This is a genomic window from Bacteroidota bacterium (assembly GCA_035506275.1).
Classification (GTDB): domain Bacteria; phylum Bacteroidota; class Ignavibacteria; order UBA10030; family UBA8401; genus JAGVPT01.
This window is the reverse complement of record DATJPT010000010.1, coordinates 18,535-37,755: the sequence shown is the minus strand read 5'-3', so window position 1 is coordinate 37,755 and position 19,221 is coordinate 18,535. Positions and strand designations below refer to the sequence as shown.

Annotated in this window: 14 protein-coding genes and 4 tRNA genes; 3 read left to right on the top strand and 15 right to left on the bottom strand. The window is 52.3% G+C overall.

The features are described from left to right. Nucleotides 1-56 precede the first annotated feature (56 nt). The 15 genes from VMF88_09180 to amrS all read right to left on the bottom strand — a co-directional run bounded on the left by VMF88_09180 (nucleotide 57) and on the right by amrS (nucleotide 14,828). Nucleotides 57-3,209: a hypothetical protein gene (locus VMF88_09180; GenBank protein HTY11230.1), complete on the bottom strand. Its 3,153-nt coding sequence runs from the start codon at nucleotides 3,207-3,209 to the stop codon at nucleotides 57-59. A 50-nt stretch (nucleotides 3,210-3,259) separates the two neighbouring features. Continuing rightward, nucleotides 3,260-5,116, bottom strand: a complete 1,857-nt coding sequence (locus VMF88_09175) for a hypothetical protein (protein ID HTY11229.1) — start codon at nucleotides 5,114-5,116, stop codon at nucleotides 3,260-3,262. Between the two features lie 225 nt (nucleotides 5,117-5,341). Next, complete coding sequence (locus VMF88_09170; protein HTY11228.1) at nucleotides 5,342-6,265, bottom strand: helix-turn-helix domain-containing protein; 924 nt, start codon at nucleotides 6,263-6,265, stop codon at nucleotides 5,342-5,344. Between the two features lie 338 nt (nucleotides 6,266-6,603). Beyond that, a tRNA-Leu gene (locus VMF88_09165) sits at nucleotides 6,604-6,689 on the bottom strand. 40 nt (nucleotides 6,690-6,729) lie between these two features. Continuing rightward, a tRNA-Cys gene (locus VMF88_09160) sits at nucleotides 6,730-6,801 on the bottom strand. Between the two features lie 97 nt (nucleotides 6,802-6,898). Next, nucleotides 6,899-6,971 (bottom strand) — tRNA-Gly (locus VMF88_09155). A gap of 90 nt (nucleotides 6,972-7,061) precedes the next feature. Further along, on the bottom strand, nucleotides 7,062-7,586 hold the full coding sequence (locus VMF88_09150) for a class IV adenylate cyclase (GenBank protein ID HTY11227.1): 525 nt from the start codon (nucleotides 7,584-7,586) through the stop codon (nucleotides 7,062-7,064). 66 nt (nucleotides 7,587-7,652) lie between these two features. Further along, nucleotides 7,653-8,141: a transcription elongation factor GreA gene (gene greA / locus VMF88_09145; protein HTY11226.1), complete on the bottom strand. Its 489-nt coding sequence runs from the start codon at nucleotides 8,139-8,141 to the stop codon at nucleotides 7,653-7,655. A gap of 142 nt (nucleotides 8,142-8,283) precedes the next feature. Continuing rightward, nucleotides 8,284-9,504 carry a bifunctional 3,4-dihydroxy-2-butanone-4-phosphate synthase/GTP cyclohydrolase II gene (locus VMF88_09140; GenBank protein ID HTY11225.1) on the bottom strand — a complete coding sequence of 407 codons (1,221 nt, stop codon included), beginning with the start codon at nucleotides 9,502-9,504 and terminating at the stop codon, nucleotides 8,284-8,286. A gap of 13 nt (nucleotides 9,505-9,517) precedes the next feature. Then, complete coding sequence (gene yajC / locus VMF88_09135) at nucleotides 9,518-9,847, bottom strand: preprotein translocase subunit YajC (GenBank protein ID HTY11224.1); 330 nt, start codon at nucleotides 9,845-9,847, stop codon at nucleotides 9,518-9,520. 42 nt (nucleotides 9,848-9,889) lie between these two features. Next, on the bottom strand, nucleotides 9,890-11,020 hold the full coding sequence (tgt, locus tag VMF88_09130) for a tRNA guanosine(34) transglycosylase Tgt (GenBank protein HTY11223.1): 1,131 nt from the start codon (nucleotides 11,018-11,020) through the stop codon (nucleotides 9,890-9,892). Between the two features lie 61 nt (nucleotides 11,021-11,081). Beyond that, complete coding sequence (locus tag VMF88_09125) at nucleotides 11,082-12,203, bottom strand: NAD(P)/FAD-dependent oxidoreductase (GenBank protein ID HTY11222.1); 1,122 nt, start codon at nucleotides 12,201-12,203, stop codon at nucleotides 11,082-11,084. Nucleotides 12,204-12,265: 62 nt separating this feature from the next. Further along, nucleotides 12,266-12,910, bottom strand: a complete 645-nt coding sequence (pdxH, locus tag VMF88_09120; protein HTY11221.1) for a pyridoxamine 5'-phosphate oxidase — start codon at nucleotides 12,908-12,910, stop codon at nucleotides 12,266-12,268. 323 nt (nucleotides 12,911-13,233) lie between these two features. After that, a complete protein-coding gene (locus VMF88_09115) occupies nucleotides 13,234-13,674 on the bottom strand; it encodes an SRPBCC domain-containing protein (protein HTY11220.1) in 441 nt (146 codons plus the stop codon). Nucleotides 13,675-13,772: 98 nt separating this feature from the next. Further along, nucleotides 13,773-14,828 carry an AmmeMemoRadiSam system radical SAM enzyme gene (amrS, locus tag VMF88_09110; protein HTY11219.1) on the bottom strand — a complete coding sequence of 352 codons (1,056 nt, stop codon included), beginning with the start codon at nucleotides 14,826-14,828 and terminating at the stop codon, nucleotides 13,773-13,775. 289 nt (nucleotides 14,829-15,117) lie between these two features. Here amrS and VMF88_09105 point away from each other — a divergent pair, with 289 nt between their 5' ends. The 3 genes from VMF88_09105 to VMF88_09095 all read left to right on the top strand — a co-directional run bounded on the left by VMF88_09105 (nucleotide 15,118) and on the right by VMF88_09095 (nucleotide 19,178). Further along, a complete protein-coding gene (locus VMF88_09105; GenBank protein ID HTY11218.1) occupies nucleotides 15,118-16,632 on the top strand; it encodes an amino acid permease in 1,515 nt (504 codons plus the stop codon). Nucleotides 16,633-16,698: 66 nt separating this feature from the next. Then, complete coding sequence (locus VMF88_09100) at nucleotides 16,699-18,867, top strand: sodium-translocating pyrophosphatase (GenBank protein HTY11217.1); 2,169 nt, start codon at nucleotides 16,699-16,701, stop codon at nucleotides 18,865-18,867. A 238-nt stretch (nucleotides 18,868-19,105) separates the two neighbouring features. Next, a tRNA-Phe gene (locus VMF88_09095) sits at nucleotides 19,106-19,178 on the top strand. Nucleotides 19,179-19,221 lie beyond the last annotated feature (43 nt).

Sequence of the window (19,221 nt, the reverse complement as noted above, 5' to 3'; positions counted from 1 at the left end):
TTGATCCCGCAATCACGCGTACATCCAAATTTTTTATTCCCGCGATCGGCATTGTTTTAGAAAGCATTGAAGATTTTCTCAGTGAATTTCACTCCCATTGTCACGTACGGCCCCTTTGACCAGTACGTATATTCTACCAGGTCGCGGTCCTTGTTTCCGATAAAGTTGTAACCGACCGCAACGTGAACGTTTTGTAAAAGAACATAACCGAGTTCAGCGCTGTACCCGACTTTTGCATCGTTTGCATCATGCTGATTCAAAACTCTGTATTCGCCGGCGACGTCAAAATTGTGCCAGTTGAGGTCGTATTCCGCATGCAGAAGATAGAAGTCGGTCATCGTTTTTGCAGTCAATCCGTACGAGGTTTCATCGTCGAGCTTCAAAGCATATTTCAATCCCATTTCGAGTCTCCGGAACGGCTCGATAAACGTATGGAGAGAAACGATCTGCGCGTTGTCGTATGTCTCGGGAGAGACCATTCCGTTGTACGTCAGCTTCTGTTCGAACTTGCCGATCGCGTTCAGCCAGTCCCACGCCACAGGTCGATATGCAATACCTATGGTATTGTGGAAGTTCTTCAGAATGCCGCTCGATAGTGGCGTACCGATCTGGTCCAGCGGATTCGCCGACAACGTGCCCCCTGCAAAGCTGTTGGTCGTGTCCTGCGATTGAGACCTGACTTCCTCGTAATACGTCAATTTTTCGATGAGGGTGAAGTCGCGCGCGAGCCGGAGGTCTCCGCCAAAGGTCAGATCCCGTTTTGTGCTCTGTCCGTCGCTGGCGATCTCGCCTTTGATCGTCGCTTTGTAGGAGGCCTTCGGCAAATATTCCAGTCCGAGAGAGAAGGAATTATGGTCGGGAGTTGCGGTCTCCAGGACATTCCTGTCGAGGTCTCTTGTTTTTTCGTACATCAACTCTGAGGTAAGGTCGTCGGTGAGCTTTGTCGTGTTCTTTAATCCGATGCTCGCTTCGTTGCGTCGCCCGCTAATGCCGTTGCCGAGTTCATATTTTCCGGTGACGGTCGTGCCGAATCCGACGGAAGAACTGAGCCCTACGACCGAAGAATTGCCCGAGCCCTGATAAATTTTCTCTTCTAGAGATAAGGTCACCGGGTCGATTATGCGGTAGTCGGCGCCAATCGTACCGACAGAAGGCTGTATCGCATCTTCCGCTGATGAACCAAGGTTGTCGACGTACTCTCCGGTGAGGTTAAGACGGTTTGTGGCGTGAACTGTCGTTTTCGCGTCCACCAACGTTGCCTGCCGCTTATCTTCCGGAAGGGTGTCGCTTGAGACGCTCTCATACTGTGCATTCTGTACGCTCAAGGAAGAAGTAACGGCGCTGCCGAACGAATGCTCGATTCCGCCAGACACGGAATTTGATGTCACCGTTCCTGTTGCGGCTTGCGATATCGTGTGATAATAGTCCCCCGTCAATTTCGTTCCGGCAAGCGGTTCAAAGGTCCCGCCGGCGCCGTACCGCTCGGTGCTCGTTCCGCCCAGACCGTCTGTGAGCCCGCCGCTTCCGACTGTCGGGTTCAGGAATCCGGCTTCGACCTTTCGGAAATACGATTTCAGGTTAAGCTGCTCGATCGGTGAACCGCTTGCCTCGACGTTCCACGCCGCGCCATGCTGTTCATTATCCTGCCCCTGCGCGATTTCTCCGATCACTTTCAACGAACTTCCGGCCGTGTACCCGGTGTTGGCGCCGAGCAGCGTATAATTTTTCGGCTGGCGTTCTTCGGTCACCGCAGAAGCCCCGATGGTAAGCCCCTTTGCAATTTCTTTCTCGCCTTGAGCGCCGGCAACGTAATTGTCCGGAAAACCGGATTGAGCTTCGTACGAGACAACGATATACACCGGGTTTCCGTTGAGGTCGATGCTCGGAACGGGCTGCGTAAAGAAGAGTGTTCCCTGCACATAATCGATCTGGTAATCATTGATCCTTGTCTTGTCGGCACGGTTCAGAACGACTTCGGAATGAAGCTTATCGCGCACTTCGATCCGAACCTTTTCGGAGCCTTCGAACACATTGCTGTTGTCGAGGAAGTAGTACCCCGAGATTCCTTCGCCGCGGATTTCTTTTTGCACGACCTGGCGGTCGGTCACTGTTCCAAATGCATCGACCTTATCCGTCTTCGTTTCGTAGTGAGCCTTCACGCCGGTGAAGCTTCTGTCGTAACGCGCGAGCTCGTTCTGCGCAAACGCGGTATTGAAGTCGCCGAACATAAGGTACGAGCGGTTGTGTTCGAGTTTCACAAAGAGCGGGCTGCTGGTCTGCGCAGTGTAATCGACATTGCTGTTGTCGCCGTAAATTGAATAGAGCACGTCGGGATCAAGGTCCTTGAAGAGCCGATCCTGCTGCATCCGTTGGTTATCGTAAGAGGCGGTCAGCAGATAGTTGCTCCAGATGGAACCGCGGCCGTAGAACGCCAGCCGTCCGTCCGTGTGAATCCCGTCGGAGATCGAATGTTGATCCTTCAGGAGCGCGAAGGAGCTGTCGGAGATGAGGCCGCCCGTATGGAGGGAGTTGACCGTCCCGTTCGCGGAACCGACGAGCATCAGCGGTTCTATCGGCGTCGTGAACTCGACCTGCTTTTCTGCTTTTGCATTTCCCCACGACGCTGAAATCGTCGCCACCGCGGCTTGTGCGGGAGATTGGAGGTCGATGGCGACTTTTCCGTTCTCGATCTTTCGTTGAATGCCGTCCTCGTTCGGGTCCATATCCGGAGAAATGATCGTTCCGGTGTCCGATTTCACCGTGATGATGTACGACGACGGGATCGCGACGCCGAACGTATCTTTCACAACGAGGTCAAAATGCGTCACTGATTTTCCATCAGCGAGGAACGTTGTTTCATCCGTGACGATCTCGATCGAATGAGGCTGGCCTGCAACGTGAATGCCGACCGAATCGGCTTCCGTGAAAGCGCCGATGTAAGAAACTTTGAACTCGATCGATCCAACCGGCACCGGCACGCCGAGGAAATCGCACACGCCGTCGATCCGTACAACGCCCGTATCAACGGGGGCGCCGTTGACTTCCAGAAGAACCTTCCGCCCTGCTGCGCCATTGACGATCACTGCCTGGCGGGTCAACAAGCTGACGGTATTCGGCTTCGGCTCGACAATGACGAGCTTCTGTCCGAACGCAGTCGATGCCGCGGCGAGCAGGATGATGAGGCTATATGTGAGTTGACGAAGGTTCATTTGTCGTAGTGAAGCTGCCCGGTATCACTCCGGGCAGCTCCGAAGAGCGATTATTGAACGGTGGTTGCGTAATGGATGATTCTGCTTCCGCCGGGGGCCAGCGTATTAATAGTGATCACGACGCCGGTTCCGTTGGTGGCGATAGAGCCGTAGGTCGCGGCATTACCTCCCGGAATCGGGTTGATGACATGGTCGGACCCGTCGTTGATTGTCGCCGATGTCGGCGCATTGGTGTAACCGCCGGTCGCCGAGACGTTGTCCGTGATGACCACGGTCGAGGCAGTTCCGGTTCCCGTGTTGCTTACATAAATGTAGTAGGTCACCGTGCCGCCCGGGACAACCGAAACAGTTGCACCCGACCCGACGCTGTCCGCCGGATTTATGACGCGGGCCCGCGAGACAACGATATTCGGGAGGAGGGGCGTCACTGTCCCGCCGACCGCTTCGCCGCTGACCGTTGCCGAGTCGCGAACGGACGAGATCTGAATGACAAGGTGAACCACCGCGCCGCTCAAGCCTGACGGAACCATCGTTCGGATATAGATGGTCGTATCGGTTCCGCGGGCGATCGTCGGCGTGGTCACATACTGGGCGGACGGATAAGCAGCGTTGTTGAAGCGCGGGTCGGTTCCGCTCGTGTACGTGCCGCCCGACTGGGGATTGGATTCATAATAATAGCCTGCGCCCCAGGTGCCTTCCGATGCGGAGACGAATTTAATCGTATAAGCATCCGAGCCGTTGCTGTTGTTCTTGACGATCCACTTTACGGTGATCGAGTCGCCTGCCTGGGCTTGAATCGCCGTGTCGGCAGCCGCTGCGGTCCTCGTGTTGGCAAATGCCTTGAATGCATAATTCGCAGTGTTGAAGGTCGGAGTCTTCACGCGTGTCTGCGTCAGGCCGTTCGTCGCATTTTGTTTATAGATGATGCCAAACGAGCCGAGCGAGGTCGGAGTCCCCTCCACGAGCGCGGCAGAGTTTGTAACGCTGAGGATGAGAGGATTTGCAATGCTGATCGAACCGCTCGTGGCTGCAACGTTGCCGACCGAATACACGGCGTAGGTTCCCTGATTCGACCAATTGGCCGACGACTGGGCGCTGTAGGTCATGTTGGCCGGGTACGTGACAAATATTTTCACGCCCGTATCGGCCGCGCTGCCGGTATTGTTGTACGCAATGTTAAAGCTGAGGGTGTCGCCCGGGCGGACGGTGCCGCGGAGCGGGCTCGCCGTGATGCTGTAGATCGACTGGGCAATCGTCGTCGTTGTGCTGCCCGAGGCGTTGAACGTCGCATTTTGTCCGGCGCCGCCGACCGGCACGTAGTTCGAGCCGGAGATCAGAATACCGGAGTCCGCGGAAACGTCGCGGGTCGAACGGCTTCTGAACGTGCCGACGATCGTCTGCGCGTCGTACGAATTGAAGGTCGCGTCATACTTGATATACAGCTTCGCATACACGTTCACGTTGCCGTCGGTCGGGATGGTGTCTCGGAGAATATTCTTCGCCGTGCCGCCCAAGGCTGCGGTCAACCCGGCATTTGAATAGTAGCCGATGCTGTCGTACCTCGTCGATGCAGAATTAAACTCCACCGCATATGCATCGCCGTAGTTCCCGCTGTTGGTCACGTTCAGTTGATAGACCACGTAGCTGCTGTCAACGCCGGTTTGCGGCGAAGTGACAACAGTGATGGTGGAGACCGGTTTGTAGGCGACGTAAATGCTCAGCGCAGTCGCCGAAGCACTGTACGAGCCGCCTCCTACCTGGTCATGATACGTTGCACTTGCATTGCTGGTAATTTGCGTTCCCGCGCGTGTACCTGAGGCGTAGGAATACTCTCCTGAAGCAACCAGGAGAAGAGCACATGCTATCAGCATGGCTCCGAGCCGAGAGAACAGATTGTGCGTTCCCATGTTTGTATCTCCTTTATTAGAGGTGTGATTGATGAGTGTAGTTTGTTTTACTTTTTGTTCGTCGTTTTGTATTGTCATTGTTTTCATCTTTATACTTTCACTGTTGAGTTAAGACCGTTGTTACCACCGCCGTGAATGCCGCACCTAAGGGGACAAGGTTTCCATGGTCAGGTCTCCTTTGTTATTGTTGGTCGTTGTCATGTTGTTGTTCTTCTCTTTGATAATTTAATTTCTCTTTTCAGCGTTCGTTGTTGACGGCGCTGAGATAGTTTCGTGTTGAACATCGGCAAAGTCTTTGAACGAACCGCAGTACTTATCGAACGTGACCGCCCCTTCTATCGCACTGTCCTTTATCGTGTATGCATTGCCTCCGACGATAAGTTTTGCGCCGCACGCTTTGGCCGCTTCCGCGATGGCAGCATGATGTTTCACGAACGATGCGCCGTCGGCAAAATGAAATGCGAAGAGGAAGACGTATTGCGGATGCCGGCTTGAGACCAATTGGCTGATCGTTTCGGTGGACGATCCGGCTCCGAGATTCAGGACCTCGTACCCTTCGCTTTCGAGAAGGACCGCGAGCGCTTTCAGCTCGATGTCGCGGTTCTCCCCTTCGATTGCTGCACAGATCGCGCGCTTCCCGGTCGATGCCGGCTTCGCGATGATGTCGGTGAGGAGCACAATGGCGTTCGAGAGTGCATTGTAGGCAAGCTGCATTTCGCCGGTGGAAAGTTTTCCCGAGATGTTAAGGTCGTAGATGCGTTTCAAGGTCGGACGAAGGAGTTCATCGAACAGCGATGGAAGGGTCAAACCATTTTTGTATACTTCGGAAAATAATCGCACGAGCTCATCCTTGCGCCCGTTGATCGAAGCGGAGAAGCAGACGTTTGCCAGCACGTTGAATTCCTTTTTGGCAATGATCCGCCGGACGATCGCATCGTCGCTTGCGAACTGCGGATACAAGTTGATCGGAGAAATTCCGTAGTTGTACTCGGACATAAACTGATAAAGGTCCTCAGCGCGGAATTTTCGATGGCCTCCAGGCGTACGAAAGCATTTCAATTTGCCTTCGTCTGTCCAACGCTTCACCGTCGACTTGTCGACCTGAAGCATTTTCGAAACATCCATCGTATTAAAGAGTATCTCAGTCATGTGCTTGCCTCCTCCATGAGTGAACTAAAAGATCTTTTTGCACGAAATTCTCACATTAAACTGAATGAGCGTTTTACCCTTTTTCCACCACTAAATTAGTTTTTATAGAATTAAGAAGCAAGTCCAATTGATCAAAAATATCTGATTTTACACCGTATTTTGAATATACGGTATTCACTGTAGAACATTGGAAGCGATTCCGCATCTTCCAAAATGCTGAACTAGAGTGAAAAATAATACGAATATATACGTATACATGGGTTACAACTAGAGCAAATCAGTACAAAAAAAATGCCGGCCAAAGGCCAGCATTCAAAGTTCAACCTCTCATCATTAAGTACCGAGGGCCGGACTTGAACCGGCACGGAGCTTGCGCCCCTCAGGATTTTAAGTCCTGTGCGTCTACCAATTCCGCCACCCCGGCATCACGAGCCTTCCGGCTAGCTTAAATTTTCCGACATTTGAGGCGCCGGGCGGATTCGAACCGTCGCATAAAGGTTTTGCAGACCTCTCCCTTACCACTTGGGTACGGCGCCAATATCAATATTTCTGAATCAAAAAAAAACCGCCCAAAAAACCGGCGTTTCTCTTCGATTCGTGACCAAAGGGGATCAAGCTGCCCCACAACCAAAGAGCGGGAAACGGGACTCGAACCCGCGACATCAACCTTGGCAAGGTTGCGCTCTACCAACTGAGCTATTCCCGCAAACAACTATAGAAATATAACCTTTCAATATTTGCAAGTCAAGGAAAAACCCACCGTTACACTGAATTGACGCTCGCCACGACCATCAGTTCAAAATGACTCCCTTGGGGTCCTCTTCCTTATTAAATCCGCGTACGAACAACGGACTATGTCGCGGCGTTCTATGTGGAACATTTTGCGGAGCTCTCTATAAAGTTGCAGAGACCCCTTCCTATCCCCCTTATGGATCACTTCAAACTCTATAAATCTCCCAAGGCCGGCAACTCTATCAATATGAATTCTCGCTATCCTCTTATAGATATATACCTGCCGGCTCTTTTTTACAACAACGTCTACGCCAAACGCTTTTGTTAGAACATCTTTCATTTCTTTCATGCGCGAGACTCTGAGAATCGTGTACTTTGACCACCTTTCCCCTTTTTCCTCATTCCTTTCGTAAAATATCAGTTGACCGTCTCTTTCGCCAACATCGCGAAGCTTTAATCGCCCCTGTTTTACACGAAAATAGGTATCCGTTTGAGCAAGTTCTTCAGCAGGATTTCCAATGGAGCGAAGCATCCGGAGCACCCTGTTTGGGGATGTAATTTTCGCCTTTAATTCGAGGTTTATCGGCATTGGCAGTGTTATGAGGAGAAACGGGGAGAGGAAGAGTAAAGATGTATGACAAAGTGCCTAGAAAATCTATCTGGAAATCTCGATGATCTGATACGTCAATTGGCCCGCCGGAACGGCGATCTTCACGATATCATCGACTTTCTTTCCGATGAGTCCTTTGCCGATCGGCGACGTCACAGAAATTTTGTTTTCGTCGAAATTTGCCTCTTCGGGAGAGACAAGTTTGTATTTCAGCACTTTCTTTGTTTTGATATCTTTCAGCGTGACGTTTGAAAGGATATAGATCTTATCGTTCGGAAGATCCTTGCTCTCGATAATGCGAGCCCGGGCCAGGGTCTGTTCCAGCTTCGCGATCTTTAGCTCGAGGTGCTGCTGTGCCTCTTTCGCGGCGTCGTATTCCGCATTTTCGCTCAGGTCGCCATGGCCTCTTGCCTCCGCGATCTTCGCCGCGATTTCCGCCCGCTCATGGACCTTCAGCTGCCGCAGTTCCTGCTCCATTTCCACCAGGCGTTCGCGCGTCAAATACACGGCACCGTTGTTGTTCGCTTCATTCATGCACACATCCCAAAATATTACACGCGTTTGTTAAGGGCAAAAATAAAAGCCATCGTTCGGGGGAACAATGGCTGTAGAAACTCTCTTCACAAATGTAGACGAAATTCCTTGTAGATGCAAGAAAAAAATTTCCGCCGCGGCGCTATTTCTTTGAGGCCTGGTCAATAAGGATAAGATGCCCCAGTTTATCCCTTTTTGTTTTTAGGTACCTTTCGTTATTAGAATTGGCCGCAATCTCTAGCGGGACCCGCTCCACGATCGTCAGCCCATAGGCGTCAAGTCCGACAACCTTTTTCGGATTATTGGTCATCAGCCGCATGCGTGTTACCCCCAGATCGCGGAGAATTTGCGCTCCGATCCCGTAGTCCCTCAAGTCCGCCCGAAAACCGAGCGCTTCATTCGCCTCGACGGTGTCTTTCCCTTCGTCCTGAAGTTTGTATGCTTTCAGCTTATTCATTAAACCGATGCCGCGCCCCTCCTGGCGCATATACAAGACGACGCCGTTCCCTTCCTTCTCGACCATCCTCATGGCTGAAATAAGCTGGTCGTTGCAATCGCACCGCAAGGATCCGAAGACATCCCCCGTTAAGCATTCGGAGTGCACTCGAACGAGCGTCGGTTTCGTCTCGTCGATGGTCCCCTTCACCAACGCAATATGCTCTTTCTGGTCGGTCACGGATTTATACATGTGGACAAGAAATGTGCCGTACCGGGTCGGCAGCGTGGTGCTCACAACGCGCGAGACAAGCTTCTCCCGGTGCATCCTGTATTCGATGACCGATTTTACCGTGATCATTTTCAACCCGTGAGACTTCGCGATCTGTTCCAATTGAGGGACCCGCGCCATCGAGCCGTCATCGTTCATGATTTCCACCAACGCTCCGACGGGCTTCAATCCGGCAAGGGTGCAAAGATCCGTAACCGCCTCGGTGTGTCCTGCCCGCCGAAGTACTCCCCCCGGAGAGGATTTCAACGGAAAAATATGTCCGGGACGTGCAAGGTCGCTCGGCTTCGTTGCCCGATCGGCCAGCGCTCTGACCGTCGCCGCACGGTCGGCGGCAGATACACCGGTTGTCGTGCCGTGAATGAAGTCGACGGAAACAGTGAAGGGCGTTTCATGGAGCGAGGTGTTTGAATCGACCATCAGGTCCAGACCGAGCGTTTTGGCCCGCTCTCCGGTCAGAGGCGTGCAGAGAATTCCCCGGCCTGCCTTTGTGAAGAAATTAACGATCTCGGGGGTAATGAATTCCGCCGCAACGACAAAGTCACCTTCGTTCTCCCGGTCTTCGTCGTCGACGACAATGATGACCCTTCCCGATTTCAGCTCGGCGATAGCTTCTTCAACTGTATGGAATCTGCTCATGGCTATTTTCCAATTACGTGGTCGGGGCCTCGACCTCTCCGACCTTGTTGACAACAGAGATCGAACCGCGCTCGACCTTGACTTTCACATTGTCTGCAATTTGCAGCAACAGTGTTTTATCTTCGATGCCGACGATCGTTCCATGAATGCCTCCCGCGGTCACTACCTTATCCCCTTTCTTCATAGAATCGAGGAGCTTCTGGCGTTCTTTCTGCCTCTTTTGCTGGGGACGCATGATCATGAAATAGAATATGGCGATGATAACGGCAAACATCAGGATGGTGGTCGTAAAGTCTCCTCCCTGTCCTCCTTGCGGCGCCATTGCGATCAATAATGACTTCATACGAAAATTCTCCGTGCGATAAATAAAAGATATGTAGTGGAATTATGTTTGAACGAGCTCTCTCTGCATTGCCAGGACCAACTCCCTCTTCCAACTCGAAAAAGTATCTGCCATGATCTGCCGGCGAGATTCTTTGACAAGCCACAGGTAGAACGTAAGGTTGTGGATCGACGCCAGCTGTAACGCAAGAATTTCTTTGGCATGGAATAAATGCCGGATGTATGCCCGCGAAAAATTCCGGCAGGCGTAACATGAACATTCCGGGTCGGCAGGTCCATCGTCTCTTTTGAACTGCGCGTTCGTCATATTGAGTTTCCCGCGACGAGTGAAGAGCGTTGCGTTTCTCCCGTTGCGGGTGGGAATGACGCAATCGAACATATCAATGCCGCGCTCAACGCATTCAAGTATATTTTCCGGCGTGCCGACTCCCATCAAGTACCGAGGCTTTGAGGCAGGGAGCTGCGAAGCGGAAAACTCCGTCAATTCGTACAACGTCTCGACCGGTTCTCCCACCGCCAATCCTCCAACCGCATAGCCGTCAAAATCCATGTCGGTAAGCGCTTTCGCACTCTCGGCACGCAGGTCCTTGTAAGTGCTCCCCTGCACGATTCCAAACATCGCCTGTTGATGCCCGTAAAGCGGGGGGCGATTCTTAAATGCCTCCAGGCATTCACGTGCCCATCGGATGGTCAGTTGATTGGAACGGCGCGCATACTCCCGCTCACAGGGATACGGAGTGCACTCATCCAATACCATCATGATGTTCGAACCGATCGCCCGTTGGATCCCGACCACTTTTTCGGGGGTGAAAAAATGGATCGAACCATCAAGGTGCGACTTGAAGAGCACGCCCTCCTCGGAAATTTTCCGCAAATCCGAAAGGCTGAAAACCTGGTAACCGCCGCTGTCGGTGAGAATCGGTTTCTTCCAGTTCATGAAACGGTGAAGTCCGCCCATCTCTATGAGAACGTCCTCCCCCGGCCTGAGATACAGGTGATACGTGTTTCCGAGGATGATCTGAGCCCCAAGCTCTTCGAGTTCGCGCTGTTCGACCGCCTTGACGCTTCCCTGCGTGCCGACGGGCATAAAAATTGGCGTCTCAATAACGCCATGATCGGTTTCGATCGTCCCCGCCCGGGCCGACGACTCTGTTTTCTCTACCTTGAATCTCACGTGCCTTAAAGATACGGAATTTACGAAGGCAAGTCAACGCGGAGAAACCTCAAGCTTTCTATCATGAATAAAGGAGTTTTTCAACAAAGCGGGCGATCGCAGGGGAAGCTGTCAATCCCGGAGATTCTATCCCGATTAGATTGACAAAGCCCTCGAGCCCTCTCTCTTTTTCATGGGCGATAATATAATCTTGGGCAAGCCCTTCGGCGGACCGTAGTTTTGGCCGAATGCCGCACATGTCGGGGGCGATATCGTCGATCGTCACTGCGGGGAGAATCTTCCGGATAGCTTGCAGGAATATATTTTTCTTCGTATCGGAGACCGAATATTCAAGCTCGTTGCGATCAAGGTATTCGACGTCCGGACCGAAGCGAAGTCTGCCGCCAAGGTCGAGCAGCGCGTGAACGCCAAGGCTGTCCTTCGTTGGGACTGGATAAACGAGCCTCGAAATTAATTTTGATTTTGACGGAGCTATGCTGAAGTACGAACCTTTGCAGAAGCGAAGACGGTATCCCTCTGCATCGATGTCGATCCCGGCTGACGCCGCCACACGGTCGGAGAACAATCCCGCAGCGTTGACAACTTTTTCTGCGGTGAATTTATTTGCCGCGCCCGATTCGTTTATCGTAATGGAATAGCCGGACGATGTCCGCTCGATCCCGATGACTTCACAGCGATGCTGGACAGTTGCGCCATTCTGCCGGGCGTCACGATAGTAGTAATCCATTAAGCCGTGAGCGCTGATGATCCCTGTATGAGGCGAAAAGAGAGAGCCGAACGTTGTTATGTTCGGCTCTAAATGTTTCGTTTGCCGGGCATCAAGTTCCTGAAGCTCCACCCCGTTCTTCGCCGCGTTGCTCCTGATTCCCTCCAGCTTAGACAACTCTTCGGGGGCTCCGGCGCTTATGATCTTAGTGATTCGAGCGTATGGAATCCCATTCTTCTTGCAAATAGCATACAGCTCCTCCCGGCCTTCGACGCAAAGGGTCGCTTTCAGGCTCCCTGGCACATAATAGATGCCGGCATGGATCACCTCGCTGTTCCGGGAAGAAGTTTCCATTCCGTACTTCTCGTTCCTTTCAAGCAGGACGATATTCGGATGCAGCTTCGAAAGCCGGGACGCGATCGCTAATCCAACAACACCAGCTCCGATAACAGCTATTTCAAAATCTGTGGATGCCAAGCTTCGCCTTTGGATTGCATGAGGCTGATTTCATTTGTCTTCTGACTCCTGGATTCCGTCCTTTACGGTTGGAGCCTTTCAATCTTCCACTCCCCATTCTTCTTCTTTAGGTATCTCAGCCGATCGTGCAATCGGCTTGGCCTGCCTTGCCAAAATTCGATTTCAGTCGGAGCGACCCGGTAGCCTCCCCAATAAGGCGGAAGCGGGGTTAGCTTTGCCCGATATTGTCGAGTCAGTTCCTCGACTCGCTTCTCCAGGATCTTCCGGTCTTGAATCACCCTGCTCTGCGCAGAAGCCAGCGCCGCGATTTGGCTCCCTTCTGGACGCGTATTAAAATACGCTTCCGATTCCCTCTTTGTTACTTTCGCCACCGCGCCGGTGATGCGCACTTGACGTTCAAGTCCAACCCAGTGAAAGACCAGCGCTGCAAAGGGATTCATTGACAACTCTTTCCCTTTTCTGCTTTCATAGTTGGAAAAAAAAACAAATCCATTCTTATCAAATTTCTTCAAGAGTACAATTCTTGCCGATGGTCTTCCCTCTTTTGTAGCAGTCGCCAGGGTCATCGCAGTCGGCTCCGGGAGCTGTGCGTTGAGCGCTTCATCAAACCATTTTTTGAATTGCTTAAAGGGATCAGGATCAACATCCCCTTCGTTCAACCCGGCAAGAGTATACTCTTTTCGAAGATGGGAGATCGGGGAAATGATATGAATATTCTTTTTCATCGTTCATAAACTAGCAACTCATTCATAGAAAGTCAATCACGTAAAAGCGATCGCACAAGTGCGTTGAGGTTGTCCGTTTGACGCGTCCGCTCCTCTCGCTTGCTCCCAAAAGACCTCTTCGGGGAGTAAGCGAAAAGAGTGAGCTCATCGTCAACGACCCTGCGGGTCGCAGACCTGCTGGAGAAGATGAAGTGACAAATATTTGAGATCACTTCTAAGTGTGAAGTATGCAAGCTTGATTCCCCGGAAATAAAAAAGGCAATCCATACATTAGATTGCCTTCAAAAAGCATTGATGCCACAATGTTATTTCTTATTCCTCTCCTGAAAATATCTCTTCAGAAGCTTCCAGTAGTAATCCTTCCATCCCTTGGCAAGGGAAGATGCCAATCGTGCAGGGACTTCGGAATGGATCATTGTCAATTCGGTGCCATTCCCTTTTTTGGAAAGCCGCAGGTCAAGGATCGATACCGGATCATCCTTAAGCCAATCGGTCGTGATCCATTCCTGCAGTATCCGCTTTCCGCGGACGAGCTCGAGATTTTTTCCGCTGATGTATCCATCCCATGCGGTCATTGTTCCTCCGACTTTCCGGCTGACGGTTGCTTTTCCTCCTCCGGTGAACTCGGCATGCACCCGCGAATCCATGTATGCGTCAAACACCTCCTCGGGTGAAGCAGGAATGGCTGCCTTCTGGCGTATCACCTTGGTCTTTGACGGAGTTTTTTTTGCTTTGGTGCTTTTCATCGAGAATTCTCCTTCGGCAGTAATTCCATGGCTCTTCCGCAGCACAGCGAGGTGAAAGTGTAACAGCGCTCGAGTTCGGAATTGTCACTCGTTGATAGTTACTCCCAGCGCCCGGCGATCCTTGTCCCGCATCGAAAGCATTTCCCGCCTATGATCTTATTCGATCTGACGTGAAAGCCCCGGCGTTCCACCAACGTCGCATGGCAAGAAGGGCAAAATGTGTTTTCCGAATCCCCCACTTCCCCCGGTCTATTTCCCGCATAGACGTAATGAAGCCCGGCATTGTAACCGATCTGTCTGGCCCGAAGAAGCAGTTCCGCATCCGTGTTGGCATGGTCGGTCATTCTATAGTCCTGGTGAAAAGCGGTGACATGCCATGGAATGTCGGGCGATACAGAAAAGAGAAAGTCTGCGATATCCTTCAATTCTTCATCCGAGCTGTTAAAGCCGGGGACGATCAGCGTCACAACTTCAAGCCAGATCTTTCGTTCATGGATCATTTTAATGGTGTCGAGCACGTTCTGAAGGATTCCGCCCAGCTGACCATAGGATTTTTGGCGGAAGCCCTTCAAGTCAATTTTATAAAGGTCGGTGTGCGGGTGGATGTAGTCGATCACTTCGCGTGTACCGTTCCCGTTTGATACATACGACGTGATCAAACCGGAATTCTTCGCAAGCGAAAAAATCTCTTTCGCCCACTCGCTTGTTATGAGCGGTTCGTTGTACGTGCTGGTGACGACCTTGGCTCCTCGCGTCAACGCAATGTTCACGAATTCCTGAGGAGTGATCTCTTCGGGATATGATTCGGCGAGAGGGTCACGCAGCGCCTGCGACGTGATCCAGTTCTGACAATATGCACAATGATAGTCACATCCGAGCATGCCGAAGCTGAGCGCCTTTGCACCGGGGAATGCGTGGAAAAATGGTTTCTTTTCGATGGGGTCAAGTTGAAGTCCCCCGACGTATCCCGTCGGTACGAAAAGCTTGCCGCCGCGATTAAACCGGACACGGCAGATGCCGTCTTTGTTCGGCGGGATCTTGCATCGATGGCCGCAGGCAAAACAGCGCACCCAATCGCCGGGCATGGGGGTGTAGAGCTCCCCCTCCTTCGTGTGCTCGCCAAGAATATCTTTGAGGACTTTTACCTCTTCCATACGCTGCCTTGGTGCAAATATACGAGGGTCCTGCGCGGTATTCAAGCGCCTTTGCTGCCAAAAATCTGATTGCAAAAAAGGGAAAAATAGCTTATGTTTGTTCACTTTATTTTGCGTCCGGAAGCTGGTTTCTTGATCTGAAAGGGAAGGTCGGACGGGCTTCTCGCTGATCATACTTTCCGCAATTGAGCGTTTTTCGTTGCATAATTCCGAAGCGGCATTTGACAGTCAACTCCCAATGATGGAAAGCTTTTTCTTGAACGCATCGTCAGTGTAGAACAGCGTGGAGATGAAGGCAACCGGACAGCATGAGTTCACACGGGCGTTGAACCTTCTCGATTCAACGGCGATCGTCGTCGGGTCGATGATCGGTTCCGGAATTTTCATCGTCTCCGCCGACATCGCACGGACGATCGGTTCCCCGGGGCTGCTTCTTGCTGCATGGGTTCTTACCGGTCTCATCACCCTGATCGCCGCGTTGAGTTACGGCGAACTTGCGGCGATGATGCCGAGCGCCGGCGGCCAGTATGTCTACCTCCGGGAATCATACGGTCCCCTTACCGGATTCCTGTACGGTTGGACATTGTTCCTTGTCATACAAAGCGGCACCATCGCGGCAGTTTCGATCGCGTTCGCAAAATTCACCGGCGTCTTCTTCCCGCAGATTTCCGCTTCAAGCTGGATCGTGAAGGTCGGTACGTTCGGCCCGTACGAAATGCCGTTCGGTATGATGGGACCGTATAACGTCGGCTTGCACACGCAAAATCTGCTTGCGATCGTTTCCATCTGTTTGCTGACCTGGGTGAACACGAGAGGAATTCAGGGGGGGAAAATTGTCCAGAATATTTTCACCTTTACCAAGTCGGCCGCTCTCCTCGGATTGATCGTCGTGGGGTTTGTTGTCGGAAGAAACTCGGCAGCGATCAGCGCAAACCTCTCGAATTTTTGGACTGCATCGATCACGGCCGTTCAGAACGGGCAGGTTTCCGTCCGGCCGCTTTTCGGTATCGCGCTCTGCAGCACGCTGGGGGCGGCGATGGTCGGTTCCCTCTTTTCCGCCGATGCATGGAACAACATCACCTTCACCGCCGGAGAAGTGATCAACCCGAAAAGGAATGTTCCTCTCAGTCTTGCAATTGGAACGGGAATTGTCTGCCTCCTTTACATTCTGGCGAACGTCGTTTACCTGTCGGTGCTCCCGTTGACCGGTTCGCCGGACGGCGCAACGGTTCTCGAGCGGGGAATTCAGTTCGCGGCGTCGGACAGAGTCGGGACAGCCGCAGCTCAGGTCGTCTTCGGGACGAGCGGCGCATTCGTCATGGCGGCGTTCATTATGGTGTCGACGTTCGGATGCAACAATGGTTTGATTCTTGCCGGTGCGCGCGTTTATTACGCTATGGCAAAGGACAGGCTCTTATTTAAGGACGCCGGAGAGTTGAATGTGCACGGCGTTCCGTCCAAGGGACTCGTGACTCAGGGAGTTTGGGCAAGCATTCTCTGCCTGTCGGGGACCTACAGCGACATGCTCGATTATGTCGTTTTCGCAGTTCTGATATTTTATGTCCTCACAATTTCGGGAATATTCATTCTTAGGAAAAGGATGCCCGATGCCGAACGGCCGTATAAGGCGGTCGGTTATCCGGGGGTACCTCTGGTCTATGTGGTCGTAGCAAGCCTGATTTGCGTCGATTTGCTCTTCGTCAGGCCGAATTTTACCTGGCCGGGGTTGATCATTGTGATGCTTGGTATCCCGGTATATTTTTTGTGGCATTCGTCTAAACAGAGTGTAGCTTCATCACCATAAAAACACACTATCAACGAGAACTCAAATCTTTAACTTCGCAATTAGAGAAAGGATCTTTTCAGAAGTATGGAACTCACCCTAATATTTGGAATAAGTATTCTGGGACTTTTGTTTGCGTTGTATCTCGTTCGCAACGTGTTGAACCGGGATACCGGCAACGACAAAATGAAAGAAATTTCCAACGCCATCAAGACCGGCGCTGAAGCTTTCTTACGGCGGCAAAACAGAACCATCGCATACCTCGCGGTTGCGCTGGCCGCCCTTATCTATATCCTCTATGCGTTTGTCAGAGCGCATAACGACCATGATCCGGCAAGCGCCGCAAATCTTGCCCTCTGGACGACCCTTTCATTCATCCTCGGCGCAGCGTGCTCCGTGGCGGCCGGGTATATGGGGATGTGGGTAGCGATCCGTTCGAACATCCGTACCGCGGCGGGAGCGTTGAAAGACATGAACAGCGCGTTACAAACCGCGCTTCGCGGCGGCGCAGTCTCGGGCTTCTTCGTTGTCTGCATGAGCTTGCTGGGTGTCGCGGGGCTCTTCAGCCTTGTCAAAGCCCTCGATATCACGAATGATGTTTCACACATTCCACTCTTGATCGTCGGCTATGGGTTCGGCGCCAGCTTCGTCGCGCTGTTCGCACAGCTTGGCGGCGGAATTTACACCAAGGCTGCGGACGTCGGCGCAGACCTTGTTGGAAAAGTTGAAGCCGGTATTCCGGAAGACGATCCGCGCAACCCGGCAGTGATCGCCGACCTCGTCGGCGACAACGTCGGCGATTGCGCCGGCCGCGGGGCCGATCTCTTCGAATCCACAGCCGCGGAAAACATCGGCGCCATGATCCTTGCAGCCGGCTTGTACAATGCAAACACAGCCGTCTTCCAAAGCCAGGGATTATCCCTGCTCGGCGTACTTCTCTTCCCCCTTGTCGCGCGCGCGTTTGGAATTATCGCATCGGCAATCGGCATCTTGACGGTCAGGACAAATGAAAAAGAAGACCCGATGAACGCGCTCAACCGCGGCTATTACCTTGCGGCTGGCCTTGTGATGGTGGGGTTTTACATCGCATCGCGATGGCTTCTTGGAGCGGACTATTATTTTAATTTCTTTCTATGCGGCGTCGTTGGCGTCTTGACATCAGTCGCCTTCGTTTTTATCACCCAATACTATACCGACTCCCGGTATCGACCGGTACTTTCGATCGCCGAAGCGTCACAGACGGGTCCCGCGACGAACATCATCGCCGGAATTGCAGTCGGCATGGAATCGACCGGCTATCCGATCTTCGTCATCGCGATCGCTATCATCAGCGCGTATCTTCTCGGCGAGTATTCGGGACTGGCGCATGCAGGACTTTTCGGGACTGCGGTGGCAACAATGGGCATGCTCGGAACGGCCGCTTATATTCTCGCAATGGACACCTTCGGCCCCATCACGGATAATGCTGGAGGGATCGTCGAGATGAGTCAGCAGCCGAAGGAAGTTCGCGATAAGACAGACCGCCTCGACTCAGTGGGCAATACTACAAAGGCCTTGACAAAAGGGTATGCGGTGGGTTCAGCGGCCCTTGCAGCGTTCCTTCTTTTCGGAGCGTACATCGACGAGGTTCGGAACTACATGCCCTCGTTCCAGGGGGTGATCAATCTTGACAAACCGGAAGTGTTTGTCGGCGCGATGCTCGGAGCAGTGCTCGTATTCCTTTTCTCCTCGCTCGCGATCAAGGCCGTGGGAAAAGCGGCGTACGCGATCATCAACAACGTTCGTGAGCAGTTCAAAAAAGACCCGGGCATCATGCTCGGAACGTCGAAGCCTGATTACGGACAGTGCGTCGACATCGCAACGAAAGCCGCCTTGCAGAAAATGGTGCTTCCCGGCTTGTTGATCGTCGGCATGACGGTCGGTGTCGGTTTGGTCTTCAAATGGCTCTACTATGCCGGCGGACAGTTGATTACGGCCGCGAGCGGCGCCGAGGTCATCGGAGGATTCCTGATGGTCGGGACCATCACCGGCATTCTCATGGCGCTCTTCCTGAACAACGGCGGCGGCGCATGGGACAACGCTAAGAAATATATCGAGACCGGCGCACTGGGCGGGAAGAAATCAGAACCGCATAAGGCCTCGGTCGTCGGCGATACGGTCGGCGATCCGTTCAAGGACACTGCGGGCCCCTCGCTTCACGTCTTGATCAAACTGTTGTCGACCTTGACGTTGGTTCTGGCTCCATTGTTTATTTGATGATAGGAATACGGAATTCGGAAGACAGCAGAGAGAATTTCAACATATTCCGACTTCTGTCTTCTGAAGGCTGGAGCTGGCTCGGTGTCTCTCTAGAAGACATGAATACAGAATTCAGGAGACAGGAGACAGAATTTCAATGTATTCTGATTTCTGTCTTCTGAATTCTTTTTTAAATCCGCAAGAAATCTTTTGAAACGAAAAAAATTTTTAATATATTAACTGCGCTGATATTCATGGACAGGTAGCTCAGTCGGTAGAGCAACGGCCTGAAAAGCCGTGTGTCGCCAGTTCGATTCTGGCCCTGTCCACTCAACTTCGCCACTTTTGACCTCAAGTGTTAGTAGGTGCTAA